This window comes from Curtobacterium sp. 314Chir4.1 (assembly GCF_900215175.1).
GTDB classification, from domain to species: domain Bacteria; phylum Actinomycetota; class Actinomycetes; order Actinomycetales; family Microbacteriaceae; genus Curtobacterium; species Curtobacterium pusillum_A.
Genome location: NZ_OCMI01000003.1, coordinates 671386 through 686309 on the forward strand (window position 1 = coordinate 671386; position 14924 = coordinate 686309).

17 protein-coding genes are annotated in these 14924 nt (G+C 72.2%); 7 read left to right on the forward strand and 10 right to left on the reverse strand.

Annotation, left to right across the window (positions count from 1 at the left end; translation table 11 throughout):
* Nucleotides 1-49: 49 nt before the first annotated feature.
* Entirely contained in the window at nt 50-919 is an 870-nt protein-coding gene (locus CRP27_RS12140; protein WP_097180888.1) for an alpha/beta fold hydrolase, read from the reverse strand.
* Between the two features lie 87 nt (nt 920-1006).
* Between CRP27_RS12140 and CRP27_RS12145 the strand changes: the two genes are divergently transcribed.
* Nucleotides 1007-2149: an inorganic phosphate transporter gene (locus CRP27_RS12145; RefSeq protein ID WP_097180889.1), complete on the forward strand. Its 1143-nt coding sequence runs from the start codon at nt 1007-1009 to the stop codon at nt 2147-2149.
* Nucleotides 2150-2160: 11 nt separating this feature from the next.
* Complete coding sequence (locus CRP27_RS12150) at nt 2161-2430, forward strand: hypothetical protein (protein ID WP_097180890.1); 270 nt, start codon at nt 2161-2163, stop codon at nt 2428-2430.
* Nucleotides 2431-2595: 165 nt separating this feature from the next.
* Here the strand turns inward: CRP27_RS12150 and CRP27_RS12155 are convergent, their stop codons facing one another.
* Entirely contained in the window at nt 2596-3348 is a 753-nt protein-coding gene (locus CRP27_RS12155) for an SDR family NAD(P)-dependent oxidoreductase (RefSeq protein ID WP_097180891.1), read from the reverse strand.
* 93 nt (nt 3349-3441) lie between these two features.
* Between CRP27_RS12155 and CRP27_RS12160 the strand changes: the two genes are divergently transcribed.
* Both CRP27_RS12160 and CRP27_RS12165 read left to right on the forward strand, forming a co-directional pair.
* The gene (locus tag CRP27_RS12160) at nt 3442-3852 is read left to right on the forward strand and encodes a MarR family winged helix-turn-helix transcriptional regulator (RefSeq protein WP_097180892.1); all 411 of its coding nucleotides are present in this window, start codon (nt 3442-3444) and stop codon (nt 3850-3852) included.
* Nucleotides 3849-5195: an MFS transporter gene (locus CRP27_RS12165; protein WP_097180893.1), complete on the forward strand. Its 1347-nt coding sequence runs from the start codon at nt 3849-3851 to the stop codon at nt 5193-5195. Before CRP27_RS12160 ends, CRP27_RS12165 begins: the two co-directional genes overlap by 4 nt.
* Before the next feature lie 107 nt (nt 5196-5302).
* Here CRP27_RS12165 and CRP27_RS12170 read toward each other — a convergent pair whose 3' ends face one another.
* Nucleotides 5303-6199 carry an alpha-E domain-containing protein gene (locus CRP27_RS12170; protein ID WP_176505579.1) on the reverse strand — a complete coding sequence of 299 codons (897 nt, stop codon included), beginning with the start codon at nt 6197-6199 and terminating at the stop codon, nt 5303-5305.
* 153 nt (nt 6200-6352) lie between these two features.
* Here CRP27_RS12170 and CRP27_RS12175 point away from each other — a divergent pair, with 153 nt between their 5' ends.
* Nucleotides 6353-6868, forward strand: coding sequence for a MarR family winged helix-turn-helix transcriptional regulator (locus CRP27_RS12175; protein WP_255257565.1), 516 nt, complete (start codon nt 6353-6355; stop codon nt 6866-6868).
* Between the two features lie 33 nt (nt 6869-6901).
* The gene (locus tag CRP27_RS12180) at nt 6902-7114 is read left to right on the forward strand and encodes a hypothetical protein (protein WP_097180896.1); all 213 of its coding nucleotides are present in this window, start codon (nt 6902-6904) and stop codon (nt 7112-7114) included.
* Between the two features lie 16 nt (nt 7115-7130).
* On the opposite strand, the gene CRP27_RS12185 is transcribed toward CRP27_RS12180, so the two are convergent.
* The 6 genes from CRP27_RS12185 to CRP27_RS12210 form a co-directional block, all read right to left on the reverse strand.
* On the reverse strand, nt 7131-7979 hold the full coding sequence (locus CRP27_RS12185) for an NAD(P)-dependent oxidoreductase (protein ID WP_255257566.1): 849 nt from the start codon (nt 7977-7979) through the stop codon (nt 7131-7133).
* Nucleotides 7980-8041: 62 nt separating this feature from the next.
* Nucleotides 8042-8998 (reverse strand): M23 family metallopeptidase, encoded by a 957-nt coding sequence (locus CRP27_RS12190; RefSeq protein WP_097180897.1) that lies wholly within the window; start codon nt 8996-8998, stop codon nt 8042-8044.
* Between the two features lie 17 nt (nt 8999-9015).
* Nucleotides 9016-9357 (reverse strand): hypothetical protein, encoded by a 342-nt coding sequence (locus CRP27_RS12195; protein WP_097180898.1) that lies wholly within the window; start codon nt 9355-9357, stop codon nt 9016-9018.
* 142 nt (nt 9358-9499) lie between these two features.
* A complete protein-coding gene (locus CRP27_RS12200) occupies nt 9500-10243 on the reverse strand; it encodes a 1-acyl-sn-glycerol-3-phosphate acyltransferase (protein WP_097180899.1) in 744 nt (247 codons plus the stop codon).
* Nucleotides 10244-10320: 77 nt separating this feature from the next.
* The gene (recQ, locus tag CRP27_RS12205) at nt 10321-12168 is read right to left on the reverse strand and encodes a DNA helicase RecQ (protein ID WP_097180900.1); all 1848 of its coding nucleotides are present in this window, start codon (nt 12166-12168) and stop codon (nt 10321-10323) included.
* Between the two features lie 9 nt (nt 12169-12177).
* Nucleotides 12178-13302: a CPBP family intramembrane glutamic endopeptidase gene (locus tag CRP27_RS12210; RefSeq protein WP_097180901.1), complete on the reverse strand. Its 1125-nt coding sequence runs from the start codon at nt 13300-13302 to the stop codon at nt 12178-12180.
* A gap of 36 nt (nt 13303-13338) precedes the next feature.
* Between CRP27_RS12210 and CRP27_RS12215 the strand changes: the two genes are divergently transcribed.
* Nucleotides 13339-14334, forward strand: coding sequence for an EamA family transporter (locus CRP27_RS12215; protein WP_097180902.1), 996 nt, complete (start codon nt 13339-13341; stop codon nt 14332-14334).
* A gap of 109 nt (nt 14335-14443) precedes the next feature.
* Here the strand turns inward: CRP27_RS12215 and CRP27_RS12220 are convergent, their stop codons facing one another.
* Entirely contained in the window at nt 14444-14881 is a 438-nt protein-coding gene (locus CRP27_RS12220; RefSeq protein ID WP_097180903.1) for a GNAT family acetyltransferase, read from the reverse strand.
* Nucleotides 14882-14924: the final 43 nt, after the last annotated feature.

Sequence of the window (14924 nt, forward strand, 5' to 3'; positions counted from 1 at the left end):
AGGCGCGTGGCGGCGCCGCCACGCGCCTCCAGGCCGCCGCCTGGTCGGCTCAGCGAGCCGTCACCCGGTCCAGCCACGCGACCAGGTCGGCGACGACCTCGTCACGGTTGGTCTCGTTGTAGACCTCGTGCCGCGCCCCCTCGTACACCCGCACCGACACGTCGGAGAGCCCGCCGCGTCGTCGGTACGCCTGCGCGAGCCGCTCGATCGACCGCGGGCCGCCGAGGGTGTCCTCCGACCCCACCTGCAGCAGCATCGGGAGGTCGTGCGGGATGCCCCGACGCGGGACCCCGAGCAGCCGCAGGGCATCGCGGACGCCGAACAGCCCGATGACGTCCGCCTCGACGGCGAGCGGGTCCGCCGCCACGGCGTCGATGATCGCCCGGTCGCGGGTGAGCCACTCGAACTTCGTCGGACCCGAGCCCGCGTGCCGGGCGTTGAGGTCGCCGCTGTTCATCCAGCCGGGCAGCCGGTACGCCGTGGCGGAGAGGACGACCCCGTCGTACGACTCCGACGACGTGTTCACGATCCGCTGGGCCATCAGCGAGCCCCACGAGTGCCCGAGCAGGACGAGCGGGACGCCTGGGGTGTCCGCCTTCGCGACCGCGGTCATCTGCTCGACGGCGGCGATGGCGGCCCGGAGCCCGCCGGGTCCGAGCCGACCGAGCTTGGCGTGGTCGCCGTCCCACTGCGCGAGGCCGGTGCGACCGTGCCCGCGGTGGTCGTTGGCGTGCACGGTGTAGCCGGCGCGGACGAGGTCCTGCGCGAGCGGCTCGTACCGGAGGCCGTGCTCCCCGACGCCGTGCGCGATCTGCACGATGCCCTTCGGCCGCGCCGCACGCCAGGTCGAGTAGACGATCTCGACGCCGTGCGCGTCGGTGAACGAGGCGTCGCCTCGTGCTGCGGAGAAGGTGGGCACCTGTCGATCCTCCCAGACCGGCGGCCGGTCCAGCCTGTTCACCCGGCGTTCACGCAGGCGGTGCAGGGCGGGCCTACCGTCTCGCGCATGGACGTCCTCGTCACCGTCGTGCTGGTGATCGTGGTGGCCCTCGTGTTCGACTTCACGAACGGCTTCCACGACACCGCGAACGCCATGGCCACCTCGGTCGCCACGGGTGCCCTCAAGCCCCGGACCGCCGTGCTCATCTCCGCCGTCCTCAACGTGGTCGGCGCGTTCCTGTCCACCGAGGTCGCGAAGACCGTCTCGCAGGGCATCATCCGCGAGGGTCAGGACGGCATCCACATCTCCCCCGTGATGATCTTCGCGGGCCTCGTCGGTGCCGTGCTCTGGAACCTCGCCACGTGGTACTTCGGCCTGCCGTCGTCGTCCACGCACGCCCTGTTCGGTGGCCTGATCGGCGCGTCGATCATCGGCGCCGGCCTGAACTCGGTCGACTGGGCGACGGTCGTCTCGAAGGTCGTGCTGCCGGCGCTGCTCTCGCCGGTGATCGCCGGGGTCATCGCGCTCGTGGCGACCTACCTGGCGTACACGATCACGAAGAACGCGACGACGCACGGTGCGGCGACGGGCTTCCGGCACGGGCAGACGATCTCGGCGTCGCTGGTGTCGCTGGCGCACGGCACGAACGACGCGCAGAAGACCATGGGCGTCATCACGCTGACCCTGATCGCCGCGAACTACCAGCCCGCCGGGAGCGGCCCGGCACTGTGGGTGATCCTCGCCTGCGGTCTCGCGATCGGCCTCGGGACGTACATGGGCGGCTGGCGGATCATGCAGACGGTCGGCAAGAAGATCTCCGACGTGCAGTCCCCGCAGGGCTTCGCGGCCGAGACGAGCTCCGCGGCGACGATCCTCGTGTCGTCCCACCTCGGGTTCGCGCTCTCCACGACGCACGTCACGAGCGGCTCGGTGATCGGCTCCGGGCTCGGCAAGAAGCTCGCGGACGTGCACTGGTCGGTCGTCGGGCGGATCGTCGTCGCGTGGGTGATCACGCTGCCCGCCGCCGCGGTGGTCGGGGCGCTCGCGACCTGGGTCGCGTCCACCTCGGTGATCGGTCTCGTCCTGGTGGCCGTGTTCGCGCTGGCCGCAGGCCTGTCGTTCTACGGCCTCGCCAAGCGCAAGCCGATCTCGCACGACGACGTCACCGCCGACACCGCCGAGCGCGAGCCGGCCACCACCGGGAACTGAGGGGACCGCACATGGACATCGACTTCGGTGCGATCGGCACGGTCGCGGGCGTCGGCTTCGTGGCCGCCGTCGGCGTGGTGCTCGTCTACGCGCTCGGGTTGCGGCTGCTCGGGACGGGCCAGCCCGTCGACGCCGGTGGGGAGCGCACGCAGTACTCCGAGGAGACGCCGCGGTCCGGGCACACGCCGCCACTCGCCCTCGCGGGGGCGGGGGTGTGCTTCGCGGTCTGCATCGCGGCGGTCCTCACGGGCATCTGGCTGACGATCCCCCAGTTCCACTGACGTTCGTTCCTTCCCACAGCGCCCGCGGTAGGAAGCCGAACCGGGCGTACCTGGCCGGAAGAAACGACCCGGTACGCCCGATTCCGCCAGCTACGCGCGGAACGACCCGGCCACGGAACGACCCCGCCCCGGCACGCCCGCACGCCCGCACGCCCGCGCACCCGCTCAGTGGGCGCTGTAGCCGCCGTCGACCAGGTGGTAGCTGCCCGTGATGAACGAGGCCTTGTCGCTCAGCAGGAACAGCACGAGCGCCGCGACCTCCTTGTCGGTGCCGAGGCGCTTGGTGGCGTGCTCGTCCTCGAGGGCGGTGATCGCCTCCGGGGTCATCGAGTTGCGGAGCAGCGGGGTGTCGATGAAGCCCGGGCCGACCGCGTTCGTGCGGACGCCCTGCGCCGAGTACTCGAGCGCCGCGACCTTGGTCAGGCCGGCGAGCGCGTGCTTCGACGCCACGTAGGCGGCGTTCTGGGCGATGCCGACCGTGCCGAGCACCGATGCCATGTTCACGATCGAGCCTCCGCCGGCTGCCACCATCGCGGGGATCTCGTAGCGGAGTCCGTAGAAGACGCCGTCGAGGTCCACCGCCCGCACGCGGTCCCAGGCGGCGATGTCGTACTCGCCGATGGGCTGCGGGGCGGCGCCGATGCCGGCGTTGTTCACGGCGAGGTGGAGCGCACCGTAGGTGTCCACGGCGAACTGGACCATGCGCTCGTTGTCGGCGGCGACGGCGGAGTTCGCCTCGAAGGCGCTGGCGGTGCCGCCGGCCTCCACGATCGCGCTCGCGACGCGCTGGGCGGCGTCCAACCTGATGTCGGTGACGACGACGGTCGCGCCCGCGGCGGCGAGCTCCTCGGCGACGGACTCGCCGATGCCGCTGCCGCCACCGGTGACGATGGCGACCTTGCCCTCGAACTCGGACATGATTCCTTCTCTCTAGGCAACACCTGTTGCCCAAAAGCACGATACACCGGAAAACCAGTTCGTTCGCTGAACTAATTTGCTAGGCTAACGATCGTGACCGACGCCACCGACCTCCGCATCGCGGTGAACCGCCTCTCCCGCACGCTCCGTGCGCAGAAGGCCGACTCCACCGTCAGCGATGCGCAGTTCTCCGCGCTCGCCCGGTTGCACCGCGACGGCCCGATGACGCTCGCCGAGCTCAGCCGCCAGGACGGTGTGACGCCCCCGTCGATGACGAAGACCGTCGCCGTGCTGATCGACCGCGGGCTGGTGTCGAAGGGCGGCCACGGGGACGACCGCCGCAAGGTGCTCCTCTGCGCGACCGACGCCGGCGCCGACTTCGTGCAGGAGACCCGCCGCCGTCGGGACGGCTGGCTCACCCCGCGCCTCGCCGACCTCACCGAGGCCGAGCGGCAGACCCTGGCCGACGCCACCGAGATCATGAGGAGGCTGGCCCAGCAGTGACCGCCATGTTCCGCTCCCTGTCCGGCCGCAACTACCGCATCTGGTTCGCCGGTGCCCTGGTGTCCAACGTCGGCACCTGGATGCAACGAACCGCCCAGGACTGGCTCGTCCTGACGAAGCTCTCCGACAACGACGCCATCGCGGTCGGCATCACCATGGCGCTGCAGTTCGGCCCGCAGCTGCTCCTCCTGCCCCTCACCGGGCTCGCCGCGGACCGGTTCGACCGCCGCAAGATGCTCATGCTCACGCAGGGCCTGATGGGTGCGCTGGGGCTCGGCCTCGGGATCATGGTGCTCACCGACACCGCCACCATCTGGTCGCTGTACGGCTTCGCCCTGGCACTCGGCGTCGTCGCCGCGTTCGACACCCCGATCCGCCAGACCTTCGTGTCCGACGTCGTGCAGGGTGAGAACGTCGCCAACGCGGTGGCGCTCAACTCCGCCTCGTTCAACGCCGCGCGCCTGATCGGCCCCGCGGTCGCCGGTGTCCTCATCGCGGCGATCGGGTCCGGCTGGGTGTTCGTCATCAACGCCGCCTCGTTCCTGGCCGTCCTCGTCGCGCTCCGCTTCGTCGACCCCGCGCAGCTCGCCGACCGTGTTCGGGCCAAACGCGGCAAGGGCCAGATCATGGCGGGGATCCACTACGTGCGGACCAGGCCGGACATCATCGTCGTGCTCTGCATGATCTTCGTCGTCGGCACCTTCGGCGTGAACTTCCCGATCTTCACCTCCACGATGGCCCGGGTCGAGTTCCACAAGGGCGCCGGCGAGTTCGGCCTGCTGAACTCCGTGATGGCCATCGGCTCGGTCGCCGGCGCACTCCTGTCCGCCCGTCGCGACCGCCCGCGGATGCGCACGCTCGTGATCGCCTCCGCCGGGTTCGGTCTCGCGTGCACGGCCGCCGCGTTCGCCCCCACCTACTGGACCTTCGCGATCGTCCTGGTCTTCGTGGGGCTCGCGTCGCTGACCTTCATGACGACGGCGAACGCCCTGGTGCAGACCACGACGGCCCAGGCGATGCGCGGACGCGTGATGGCGCTCTACATGGCGATCTTCGCGGGAGGCACCCCCATCGGCGCCCCGATCGTCGGCGCCGTCGCCGATGCGTGGGGGCCTCGCTGGGCGATCGGCGTCGGCGCGGTCTCCGGGTTCGTGGCCCTCGCGATCGCGCTCGTGTGGCTCCTCCGGTACGAGCGGTTCCGGGTGCGGTACGACGCGGACACCCGGCTGCACCTGGCGATCACGCACGCGGTGCCGGTGGTCGGGACGCGCGCGTCCCGCGCCGCCCTCCGGCAGGACCTGGAACGCGACGAGGCGGTCGCCGACCGGTCCAGCGCGGTCTGACGCGACCCTGAGGCGGCCTGGAGGCGCGGGTCGGGCCCGCACCGCGCCTCCAGGCCGTCTCCTGGTCACCACCACCGCACCGCGACCGTTCCGGACGACGGCCCACCTCAGTGCGTGGGAGCCGCTTCGGCGAACACGCGCTCGTCGAGCGCCGCGACGACGCGATCGGCCGCCACCGCGAGCCGCTCCCCTGCGACGCGTGCCGCCAGCAGGGCCGTCTCCGCCGAGACCGCCTCGAGGTCCGCCCGGGTCTCCGCGAACGCCCGCGCCTCGTCGGCGACGCACGACGGCGCGACGTCGGTCAGGCACTCGTCGGCACGCCGCGCGAGGAACCGCAGCGATCGCGGACTGTGCTCGTCGAGGAGCAGGAACGCCGCGGCGTCCTCGGGGGCCGGCGTGTGGTGGTCACGGCCCCGTTGGAACGCCTCACCGGCACCGCACGCACGGAGCGCGGTCGACCAGGACGTCCCCGACCCGGGGTCGAGCAGGCCCGACGCGAGCAGCCGGGCGGTGGTCGCACAGCGCTGCAACGACCGGCCGAGCGTGAAGAACTCCCAGACCTCGTCGCGGCTCGCATCCGCCTCGACCACGCCGATCGCCAGGGCGCTCCGCTCCCGCACCCAGCCGAGGAACTCGTGGGCCCGGTCCGGCGCGACCTTGCGCGGCATCCGCGAGCGGGTGACGTTGAGGCAGTCCCAGAGCTCGGTGGAGACGACCTCGCGTGCCCGGCGGGCGTGGTCCCGGGCGACCGCGACGGCGGAGGCGATCGAGGCGGCTTCGTGCCGGTCGAGCGCCAGGGCGTCGATCGTCGAGGCACGGTCCGGGTCGTTCGCGGGCCCCGCCGCCCCCACCACCGATCGGAGCTCCGCCGCGACCAGGCGGTCCTGTTCGACACCGGCCGGCTCGCCCCGCGCCACGTACACGTCCAGCATCCGGGCGACCACGTCGGTGCGCTCGACGGCGTTCCCGACGTGGAACACGCTCCCCGCGAGTCGGCTCAGCACGTCGGCTCCTGCATGTCGTGAACCTACTGACCGGGGATTGCCGGGGTGTTTCGGCGCCGCGTCACGGGTGTTGCAGTCGTCCGGGCTGCGATCCGGTTCGGCCGGTCCGCGCACTCGCTAGACAATCTAACTAGAGCGTCTAGCATTGTCCTCATGACTTCCGAGGTGATGACCGGCACCGCGGGATTCTGGTACGGCGATTCGGCCAGGGTCGATGCGGTGGACGTGCTGAACGCGCTCCGTCGGTACCGTAGCGCCGAGAGCGCCGCGCAACGCCGAGCCCGCGAGGCACTCGGGATCGGTGAGAACGCCCTCCTGGCACTCCGTGCCCTCCTCGACGCCGAGTCGGCCGGCCGCACGGTGAACGCCAAGGACCTCGCCGAGGAGCTCGACATCACGGCGGCGTCGACCTCGGCGCTCGTCGACCGGCTCGTCCGCAGCGGGCACGTCGAGCGGCACCCGGACCCGAACGACCGACGCGGCGTCATCCTCACCGCCTCCGGTGGTTCGATGCGCCAGGTGCTGCAGGTCATCGACCAGCTCGACTCCCGCGCGATCGAGGCCACCGAGCACCTGTCGACCGACGACATGGCGGTGATCGTGTCGTTCCTCGACGAGATGGTCCGCGTGGTCGACGACGTGGACGCCGTCGGCGGGCGCTCCGCGTAGCTCGCGGCCGTGCGTCCCGCGTAGCCTGCTGGCATGGCAGACACGCCCGACCCGGCGCCGCACGACCCCGAGGACGACATGCCCCTCGCCGAGCTCGATGCCCGGGCACGGGCGGACGCCGCACTGCGTCGCATCCGGGCCGGGTCGGACCCCGCGCGTGAGGCCTTCGACCTCGCCAACACCATGAACGACGAGACCGTCGGACGACTGACGAACGCCGTCCGACGGCTGTTCCGCCGGAGCTAGTGGTTCCCCGAGCCCGTCAGAAGGCGGTCCCGACGGCCGCGATGTCGTCGCCGCCGTGGCCCGCTGCGCTCGCGTCCGCGTAGACCCGTCCCAGTGCGTCGAGCAGCACGGTCGAGACCCCGGTGTCCCGCGCCGCGTCCGTGATCAGCCCGATGTCCTTCCGGAGGCCGTCGAGGGCGAACTGCGCCGGGAACGAGCCGTCGATGATCGCCGTGCCCTTGGTGTGCGCGTACGCGGAGTCACTGGCACTGCCGTCGATCGCCTCGAGGAAGAGCGCCGGGTCCAGTCCGAGCGACTTCGCGACCGCGAGGGACTGGCCCGTCGCCGCCGTGATCGACGCGATCCACGCGTTCGCCGCGAGCTTGAGCGCCGTCCCGGCACCGACCTGGTCACCCGCCCGGACGGTCTTCGCGCCGATGGCGTCGAGGACCGGCTCGATGCGGTCGAGCTCCGCTGCGGGACCAGCGGCGAGCATCGTCAGCGTGCCCTGCTCGGCCGGGGCCTTCGTGCCGAGCATCATCGCCTCGACGAGGGTGATGCCGTACTTGGCCGCGAGCTGCACGACGGTCTCGGTGCCGGCGACGCCGATCGTGGAGCACTGCACCCACACGGCCTCGGTCGGGGCCTCGCCGGCAGCGGACTCGAGCACGTCCACCACGGCGTCGGTGTCGAACAGGGTCAGCAGGACGACCTCGGCGTTCGCGACCGCGGAGCCCGGGTCGGTGGCGACCGTCGCGCCCCGGTCACCGAGCGGAGCGGCCTTGTCGGCGCTCCGGTTCCACACCGTCACCTCGTGCCCCTCGCGCAGCAGCGACCCCGCCACTCCGGCACCCATCGTCCCCGTCCCCAGCACACTCACCCGCACGCGCGTCTCCGTCTCCGCGGCGGCTCCCTGCCGCTCGCGGATCCGACGCTACGCGCCCGGCTTCAGAGCAGGCCGCGGTTCTGCAGCCAGGCGGCCGGGTTCACGGGCGCGCCGCCGATGATGACCTCGAAGTGCAGGTGCGAGCCGGTGGAGACGCCCGTGTTGCCCACGGCGCCGATCCGCTGGCCGGCAGCGACGGCCTGACCGACACGGACGCCGATCTGCGACAGGTGCCCGTAGCGGGTCTGCGAGCCGTCTGCGTGCTGCAGGAGCACCTGGTTGCCGTACCCGCCGAACGCCCCGGCGGAGACCACACGGCCGGACATCGCCGCGACGACGGCGGTACCGGTGGGAGCGGCGAAGTCGAGTCCCTGGTGGTTCGTCGAACAGGCGGCACAGCCCTGCACCCACCGGGAGCCGAAGCCGCCCGCTGCGGGGATCGACCCGGCGACCGGGCGCACGGAGGACGAACCGGGGCTCGTCGACGCCGCTGCCGCATCGGCCGCCGGTGCCGTGCGGACGGGGATCGTCCCGATGGCGAAGGCGTCCCGCTCGACCGTGATCGAGGTGTCGGCCGACGCGGTGTACTCCTGCGCGTCGAGCGCGGGGAGCATGCCCTGCGGGGTCGACGCCATCGCGGTCTGCGGGGTCGCGACCGAGACGAACAAGCACGCGACGACAGCGGTCGCCGTGACCGGTACGGCCTTCGCCGAGGCGACGGCGCTGCCGAGGGTGCGGAGCGGGACGGTGACCGCCTGCGTGACGGCTCGGGCGAGGTCGCCGGGCCCGGTCGTCCGGGTCGCGGGACGGAGCTCGCGGCGTGACGGGAGTGCCGGCGCAGTCTGCGCGGCGGTGGAGACCGGGACTGCGAGGGTGTGCACCGCCGCCCCGGTGGCTTCGGACGCGTCGGACACGTCGGACGCGCCGGACGCGTCGGTGCCGAGGGCGGCCGTCGCGTTCGCCGCGTGTCGGGCTGCGCCGCGCGGGCGCATCGGCAGGTGGTCCGTCATCGTGGTCATCGGGTGGGCAGGGGTCGTCAGACGCGGACGACGCCGTCGCGGGCGATGCAGTCGAGCTCGGTCACGACGGCGTCGACGACGGCGCGGGTGATCGCGTCGGCCACGGCCTCGACCAGGACGAGCTGCTCGGCGCAGACCCGGTGCTCGGTCTCCATCGCGACGGCGATGCGGCCGGGGATCTCGTCGATCGCCGCGACGAGGGCGGCGGGGACGAGGAGGGACTCGTGGGCAGCGACCGGGGCTGACATCGGCGAGGTCGGTGCGGGCGTGAACGTGGCGCGGGCGACGGTCGGAGCCGACGCGGGTGCGGCCCCGTCAGTGCGGCGGGCGATGGAGTCGAAGAGCGGCGTGGAGGACATGCTGCTTGCCTTCCGATCAGGTGTCTGGGCGGGCCGTTCTCGGGCGGACCGCGGTGAGAGTGTGCCCCTGGGCACAGCCCTATTCAAACACTGATATTCCGAATGTGCAATAGCAGTTGGTCACGTACGCTACAGTTCGCGGTCAATCCGGTTGGACGGCCTCGGTCGGGTCGTCACGGCGGAGCACCTGGCGGACGCGCTCGACGATGGTCGCCGGCGGGTTGTTGTAGGCGTTCGCGGGCTCCTGACCGCTGAGCTCCAGGATCGCCGCCATCACGGCATCGGTGGCGTGCCGGCGTGCACGTCCCGAGGACGCCTCGCCGAAGCCGGACAGGTCGAGCGGCTTCCCGAACTCGATCGTGACCTTCGCCAGCTTCGGGATCCGCGAGCCCACGGGCTGGACGTCCTCGGTGCCGGTCAGTGCGACCGGGACCACGGGAGCACCGCTCGTCAGCGCGAGCCACGCCACCCCCGTGCGGCCCTTGTACAGACGGCCGTCGAGGGAGCGTGTGCCCTCGGGGTAGATCGCGAAGGCCTCCCCCGCCTCGAGCCGTTCGAGGCCGAGGTCCAGAGCGTGCTGCGCCGCGGAACCCGCACCGCGCTCGACACCGATCGCGCCGATGCCGCCGAAGAACGCACGCGAGACGGCACCACGCAGGCCCGTGCCGGTGAAGTACTCCTGCTTCGCCAGGAACGACACCTTCCGCGGAGCCATGAGCGTGATCGCTGGCGAGTCGATGAACGAGCGGTGGTTGCTCGCCAGGATCACCGGCCCGCGCTTCGGGACGTTCTTCCGGCCGATGATCCGCGGACGCCACAGCAGGCGGGCGAGCGGCGTCACCACCGCGCGGCTCAGCGTGGTGGTGAACTTGGTCGAACCGGACACCCGGGCCTCCTCGTGACGGGAGGTTCCGAGTGTAGTGATCACGTCAGCGGTCGCATGCCCGCTGCGGAATGTGTCGGTCAGTCCGCTGAGGCGACCACGTCGAGGACGGCGCGGCCGTACCGTTCGAGCTTCGCGCCGCCGACGCCGGAGATCTCGGCGAGCTGGTCTTCGTCCGCGGGCTTCACCGCAGCGATCCCCCGCAGGGTGGCGTCGTTGAACACCACATACGCGGGGACGCCCTGCTCGCGGGCCTGCGTCGCGCGCCAGGCCCGCAGCGCCTCGAACAGGCCGAGGGCCTCCTGCGGCATGTCCGTCACGACGGACCGCCGGGAGCGGTTGCCACGCGGCGCCTTCACCGGGTCACGGCGCATCCGGACGACGACCTTGCCGCCGAGGACGTCAGCGCTCGTCGGGCTGAGCACGATGGTGCCGAAGCCGTCGCCGGAGACCGCGGCGTACCCCTGTGCGAGGAGCTGCCGGGCCACCGCGCGCCACTCTGCTTCGCCGAGGTCACTGCCGATGCCGAACGTCGCGAGGGACTCGTGCCGGAGTTCCTGCACGCGCGGCGACTGCTTGCCGACCAGGATGTCGACGAGGTGCGAGACGCCGTACCGCTGCCCGCGCTCACGGTCGAGCCGCACCACGGTGGACAGGAGCTTCTGCGCCGGCACCGTGCCGTCCCAGGACTCGGGCGGGGCGATGCAGGTGTCGCAGTTGCCGCACGCCGTGCTCTCCTGCCCGAAGTACGCGAGCAGCCGCACCCGGCGGCACTCGATCGTCTCGCACAGGGCGAGCATGGCGTCGAGGTGGGCGCTGAGCTGCCGACGGTGTGCGGCGTCGCCCTCGGACTGGTCGATCATCCGGCGCTGCTGCACGACGTCGTTCAGGCCGTACGCCAGCCACGCCGTCGAGGGCAGTCCGTCACGGCCGGCACGACCGGTCTCCTGGTAGTAGCCCTCCACCGACTTCGGCAGGTCCAGGTGCGCGACGAACCGGACGTCCGGCTTGTCGATGCCCATGCCGAACGCGATGGTGGCGACCATGACGATGCCGTCCTCGCGCAGGAACGTCGACTGGTTCCGCTCACGCACCCTGGCATCGAGGCCGGCGTGGTACGGCAGCGCCGGGATCCCCTGGTCGGCGAGGGCGGCCGCCGTGCGCTCGACCGAGTTGCGGGACAGGCAGTAGACGATGCCCGCGTCGCCGCTGTGCTCCGTCCGGATGAAGGTGAGCAGCTGCTGCAGCGCCCCGGTCTTCGGTTCGATGCGGTACTGGATGTTCGGCCGGTCGAAGTCGGCCACGAAGTGCGCGGCGTCGTCGAGGCCGAGCCGGGCGGAGATCTCGCGGTGGGTCTGCGGCGTCGCCGTGGCGGTCAGCGCGATGCGCGGCACGGTCGGCCAGCGCTCGTGCAGGACGCTGAGCTCGAGGTAGTCCGGGCGGAAGTCGTGGCCCCACTGCGCGACGCAGTGGGCTTCGTCGATGGCGAACAGGGCGATCTGCGCGCGGTCGAGCAGTGCGCGGGTGGACTCGAGCCGGAGCCGCTCCGGCGCGAGGTAGAGCATGTCGACCTCGCCCGACACGACGGCGCGCTCGACCCGGGCGCGTTCGTCCGGCCCCTGCGTGGAGTTGAGGAACGCGGCCTTCACGCCGTTGGCCGCGAGCGCGTCGACCTGGTCCTGCATGAGGGCGATGAGCGGCGAGACGACCACCCCGACGCCGTCCCGCACGAGCGCCGGCACCTGGTAGCAGAGCGACTTGCCGCCACCGGTCGGCATCAGGACGAGCGCGTCCCCGCCGGAGACGACCTGGTCGATGATCGACGCCTGCTCGCCCCGGAAGTCGTCGTAGCCCCACACGCGGTGCAGCACGTCGAGCGCGGCGGCACGCGACGCGGACACGGCGGCGGGCGCGGGCGTGGTGCTCATGCCACGAGCCTACGGGCGACCGGCGACACCCACGACGTTGTCCACAGGCTCCGCCGGAGCCGCGCCGGACCCGGCCACGTCGTCGGGGCCGGCGGGCGCGTCGACCCAGCCCGTGCCTCCAGGCCGGAGCCACCGTGCGCCGCCCGCCCAGGCCGGGGCCGCACCGCGGAACCGCGGCGCCTGGCGACCGGCGAACCGCCGGTCCAGGTGCCGCCACTTCGCGAGCAGTTCGACCATGCCCCAGTACGCGAGCGAGGTCGCGAGGGTGAGGAGCCACCCGCCGACGGTGCCGTTGGCGTCCTGCGACGTGAGGTCGATCTTCGACCACCCCGGCGCCTGCACCACGAAGATCATGATGTTGTTGAACGCGTGCTGCAGGACAGTGGCCTCCATGCCGCCGGTCCGGAGCACGATGATCGCGGCGATCAGGCCGAACGAGCCGACGTCGAGGATGCCCCACACGTTGTAGCCGTTCGGGATGTGCAGCAGCGCGAACACCACCGTGGAGACCGCGACGGCGACGACCGTGCCGAGGACCCGCACCGGGATCCACGAGCCGATGGTCTGCATGAGGAAGCCGCGGAAGATGTACTCCTCCGCCGCGCCCTGGAACGGCACGAGCAGCAGGACGAGCACGATCGTGAGCGTCAGCGTGCCGACCGAGACCGTCGACTGACCGATCGCGGCGTGGTCCCAGCCGAAGCCACCGTCGAACGTGAACATGCCCGCGGTCTGGAACAGGAACATGACCACGGCGATGACGAGCGTGGGGATGAGGCACCAGGCCGCCCAGGCCCAGCGCACGCGGAAGCGCGTCGACGACAGGATGCCCGACGGCCCGAGGCGCGCTATCCGCACCGCGAGCAGGATGCCGGGCAGCAGGATCACCAGCGACACCAGGCTCAGCGACAGGGTCAGCGGGTCGGTCGGGTCGAGGGCGCCGCTCTGCAGGTCGTCGAGCAGGCCCGTCAGCCCGGACTCCCCCTGCACCGCGGCGATCGGCACGAAGTAGGCGATCGTGATGAGGACCTGGGAGGCGATGTACCAACCCGCCAGGAACGCCAGGGCGACGAGAGGGCGCCACCACCTCCAGCGTGCGTCGACGCGGGGCAGGCGGTGGTAGGGAACGCTCACGCCGTGCAGGCTACCGGGCCGGGCAGGATGGGAGCCGTGCTCACCGTCCTGCTCGGCCTGTCCGGCGCCCTCGTCTACGGCTTCGCCGACTTCCTGGGCGGCCTGGCGGCGCGACGCGTCCGTGCGGTGACGGTCGCCGCGGTCGCCGCCGCCGTCGGGATCGCGCCGCTGGTGCTCGGGCTCGTCGTGGTCGGAGGTCGCTTCACGTGGACCGGGACGATCTGGGGTGCCGTCGCGGGGGTGTCCGGCGGGGTCGGCGTCCTGCTGCTCTACCGTGCGCTCGCGATCGGCCCGATGAGCGTGCTCTCACCACTGACGGCGGTGTTCGCTGCCGTCGTGCCCGTGCTCGTGGCGGTGGTCCGTGGGACGGCACTGTCCGGACTCGCGATCGGCGCGCTCGTCGTCGCGGTGGTCGCGGTCGTGCTCGTCGCGGCGGTCCGGGACACCTCCGGCGCGCGCGTGACCGCCCTGGGGCTCGTGACCGCGGCGGTCGCCGGGTGCGGGTTCGGCGGGATCGTCCTCGCGTACGACCAGACGCCGGCGGACTCCGGGGTCGCGCCGCTGATCGTGTCGCGGGTGCTGCAGGCGGTGCTGCTGGGGACGGCGGCTGTCGTCTCGGGACTGGTGCGACGCTCGGGGCCCACGCCGCCGGTTCCTGACCGTCGCGCCAGCGGCGGGCAGGCCGTGCCGGTGGGGAGAGGCGGGGCAGACCCCGCGACGCGGGCGGACGTCGCGGGGTCTGCCGCGCCTCCAGGGCAGACCGTGCGGCTGTCGACGCGGTGGCCGGTCCGGTTGGTGGTGGCGGTGGTCGCCTGCGGCGTCCTCGACGCGATGGCGAACGTGTTCATCCAGGCGGGGCTGCACTCCAGCGACGACCCGGCGACGCTGCCGGTCGTGAGCGTGCTCAACGCGCTGTACCCGATCGGGACGGTCGTGCTCGCCGGGATCGTGCTGCGGGAGCGGCTGACTGCGGTGCAGTGGAGCGGGATCGTGCTGGCGTTCGCGGCCTCGGTCGGACTGGCCCTGGCGTAGGCGTGCCCGCGTGCGCCGGGTGGGTGCCGAGTCTCGGACTGGGCGACACTTCTCGGGCGCCAGGACGCGAGAAACGTCGCCCAGTCCGAGACTCGGGCGGACGTCGCCGTCAGGCGTCGGGGATCAGCCGCTTGCCGAGCGAGACCGTGCGGTCGTCGGTGTAGCCGAGGGACTCGTAGAACCCGATGACCCGCTCGTTGCCGGCGCGGACCTGCAGGTTGAGCTTCGGGCAGCCGAGCGCCGTCAGCAGCCGTTCGAACTCGGTCATGAACGCCCGGCCGAGTCCGGAGCCCTGGAGGTCCGGCCGCACGGCGAGGTAGTTCACCCAGCCACGGTGCCCGTCGAACCCGGCCATGCCCGCGCCGACGACCGGGCGGTCGGGGTCGTCGGCGTCCTCGGCCACCAGGAACAGCTCGGGCTGCACCGAGAGCTTGCGGGCGATGTCACGTCGGGGGTCGTTCCACGGACGCACGAGACCGCACGCCTCCCACAGGGCGACGACGGGCTCGGTGTCGGCGGGCGTGAAGGCGCGGAGGACGTGCTGCATCTCCTCACGGTAACGGTCCTGTGGAGAACCTCGTCACGGAGGC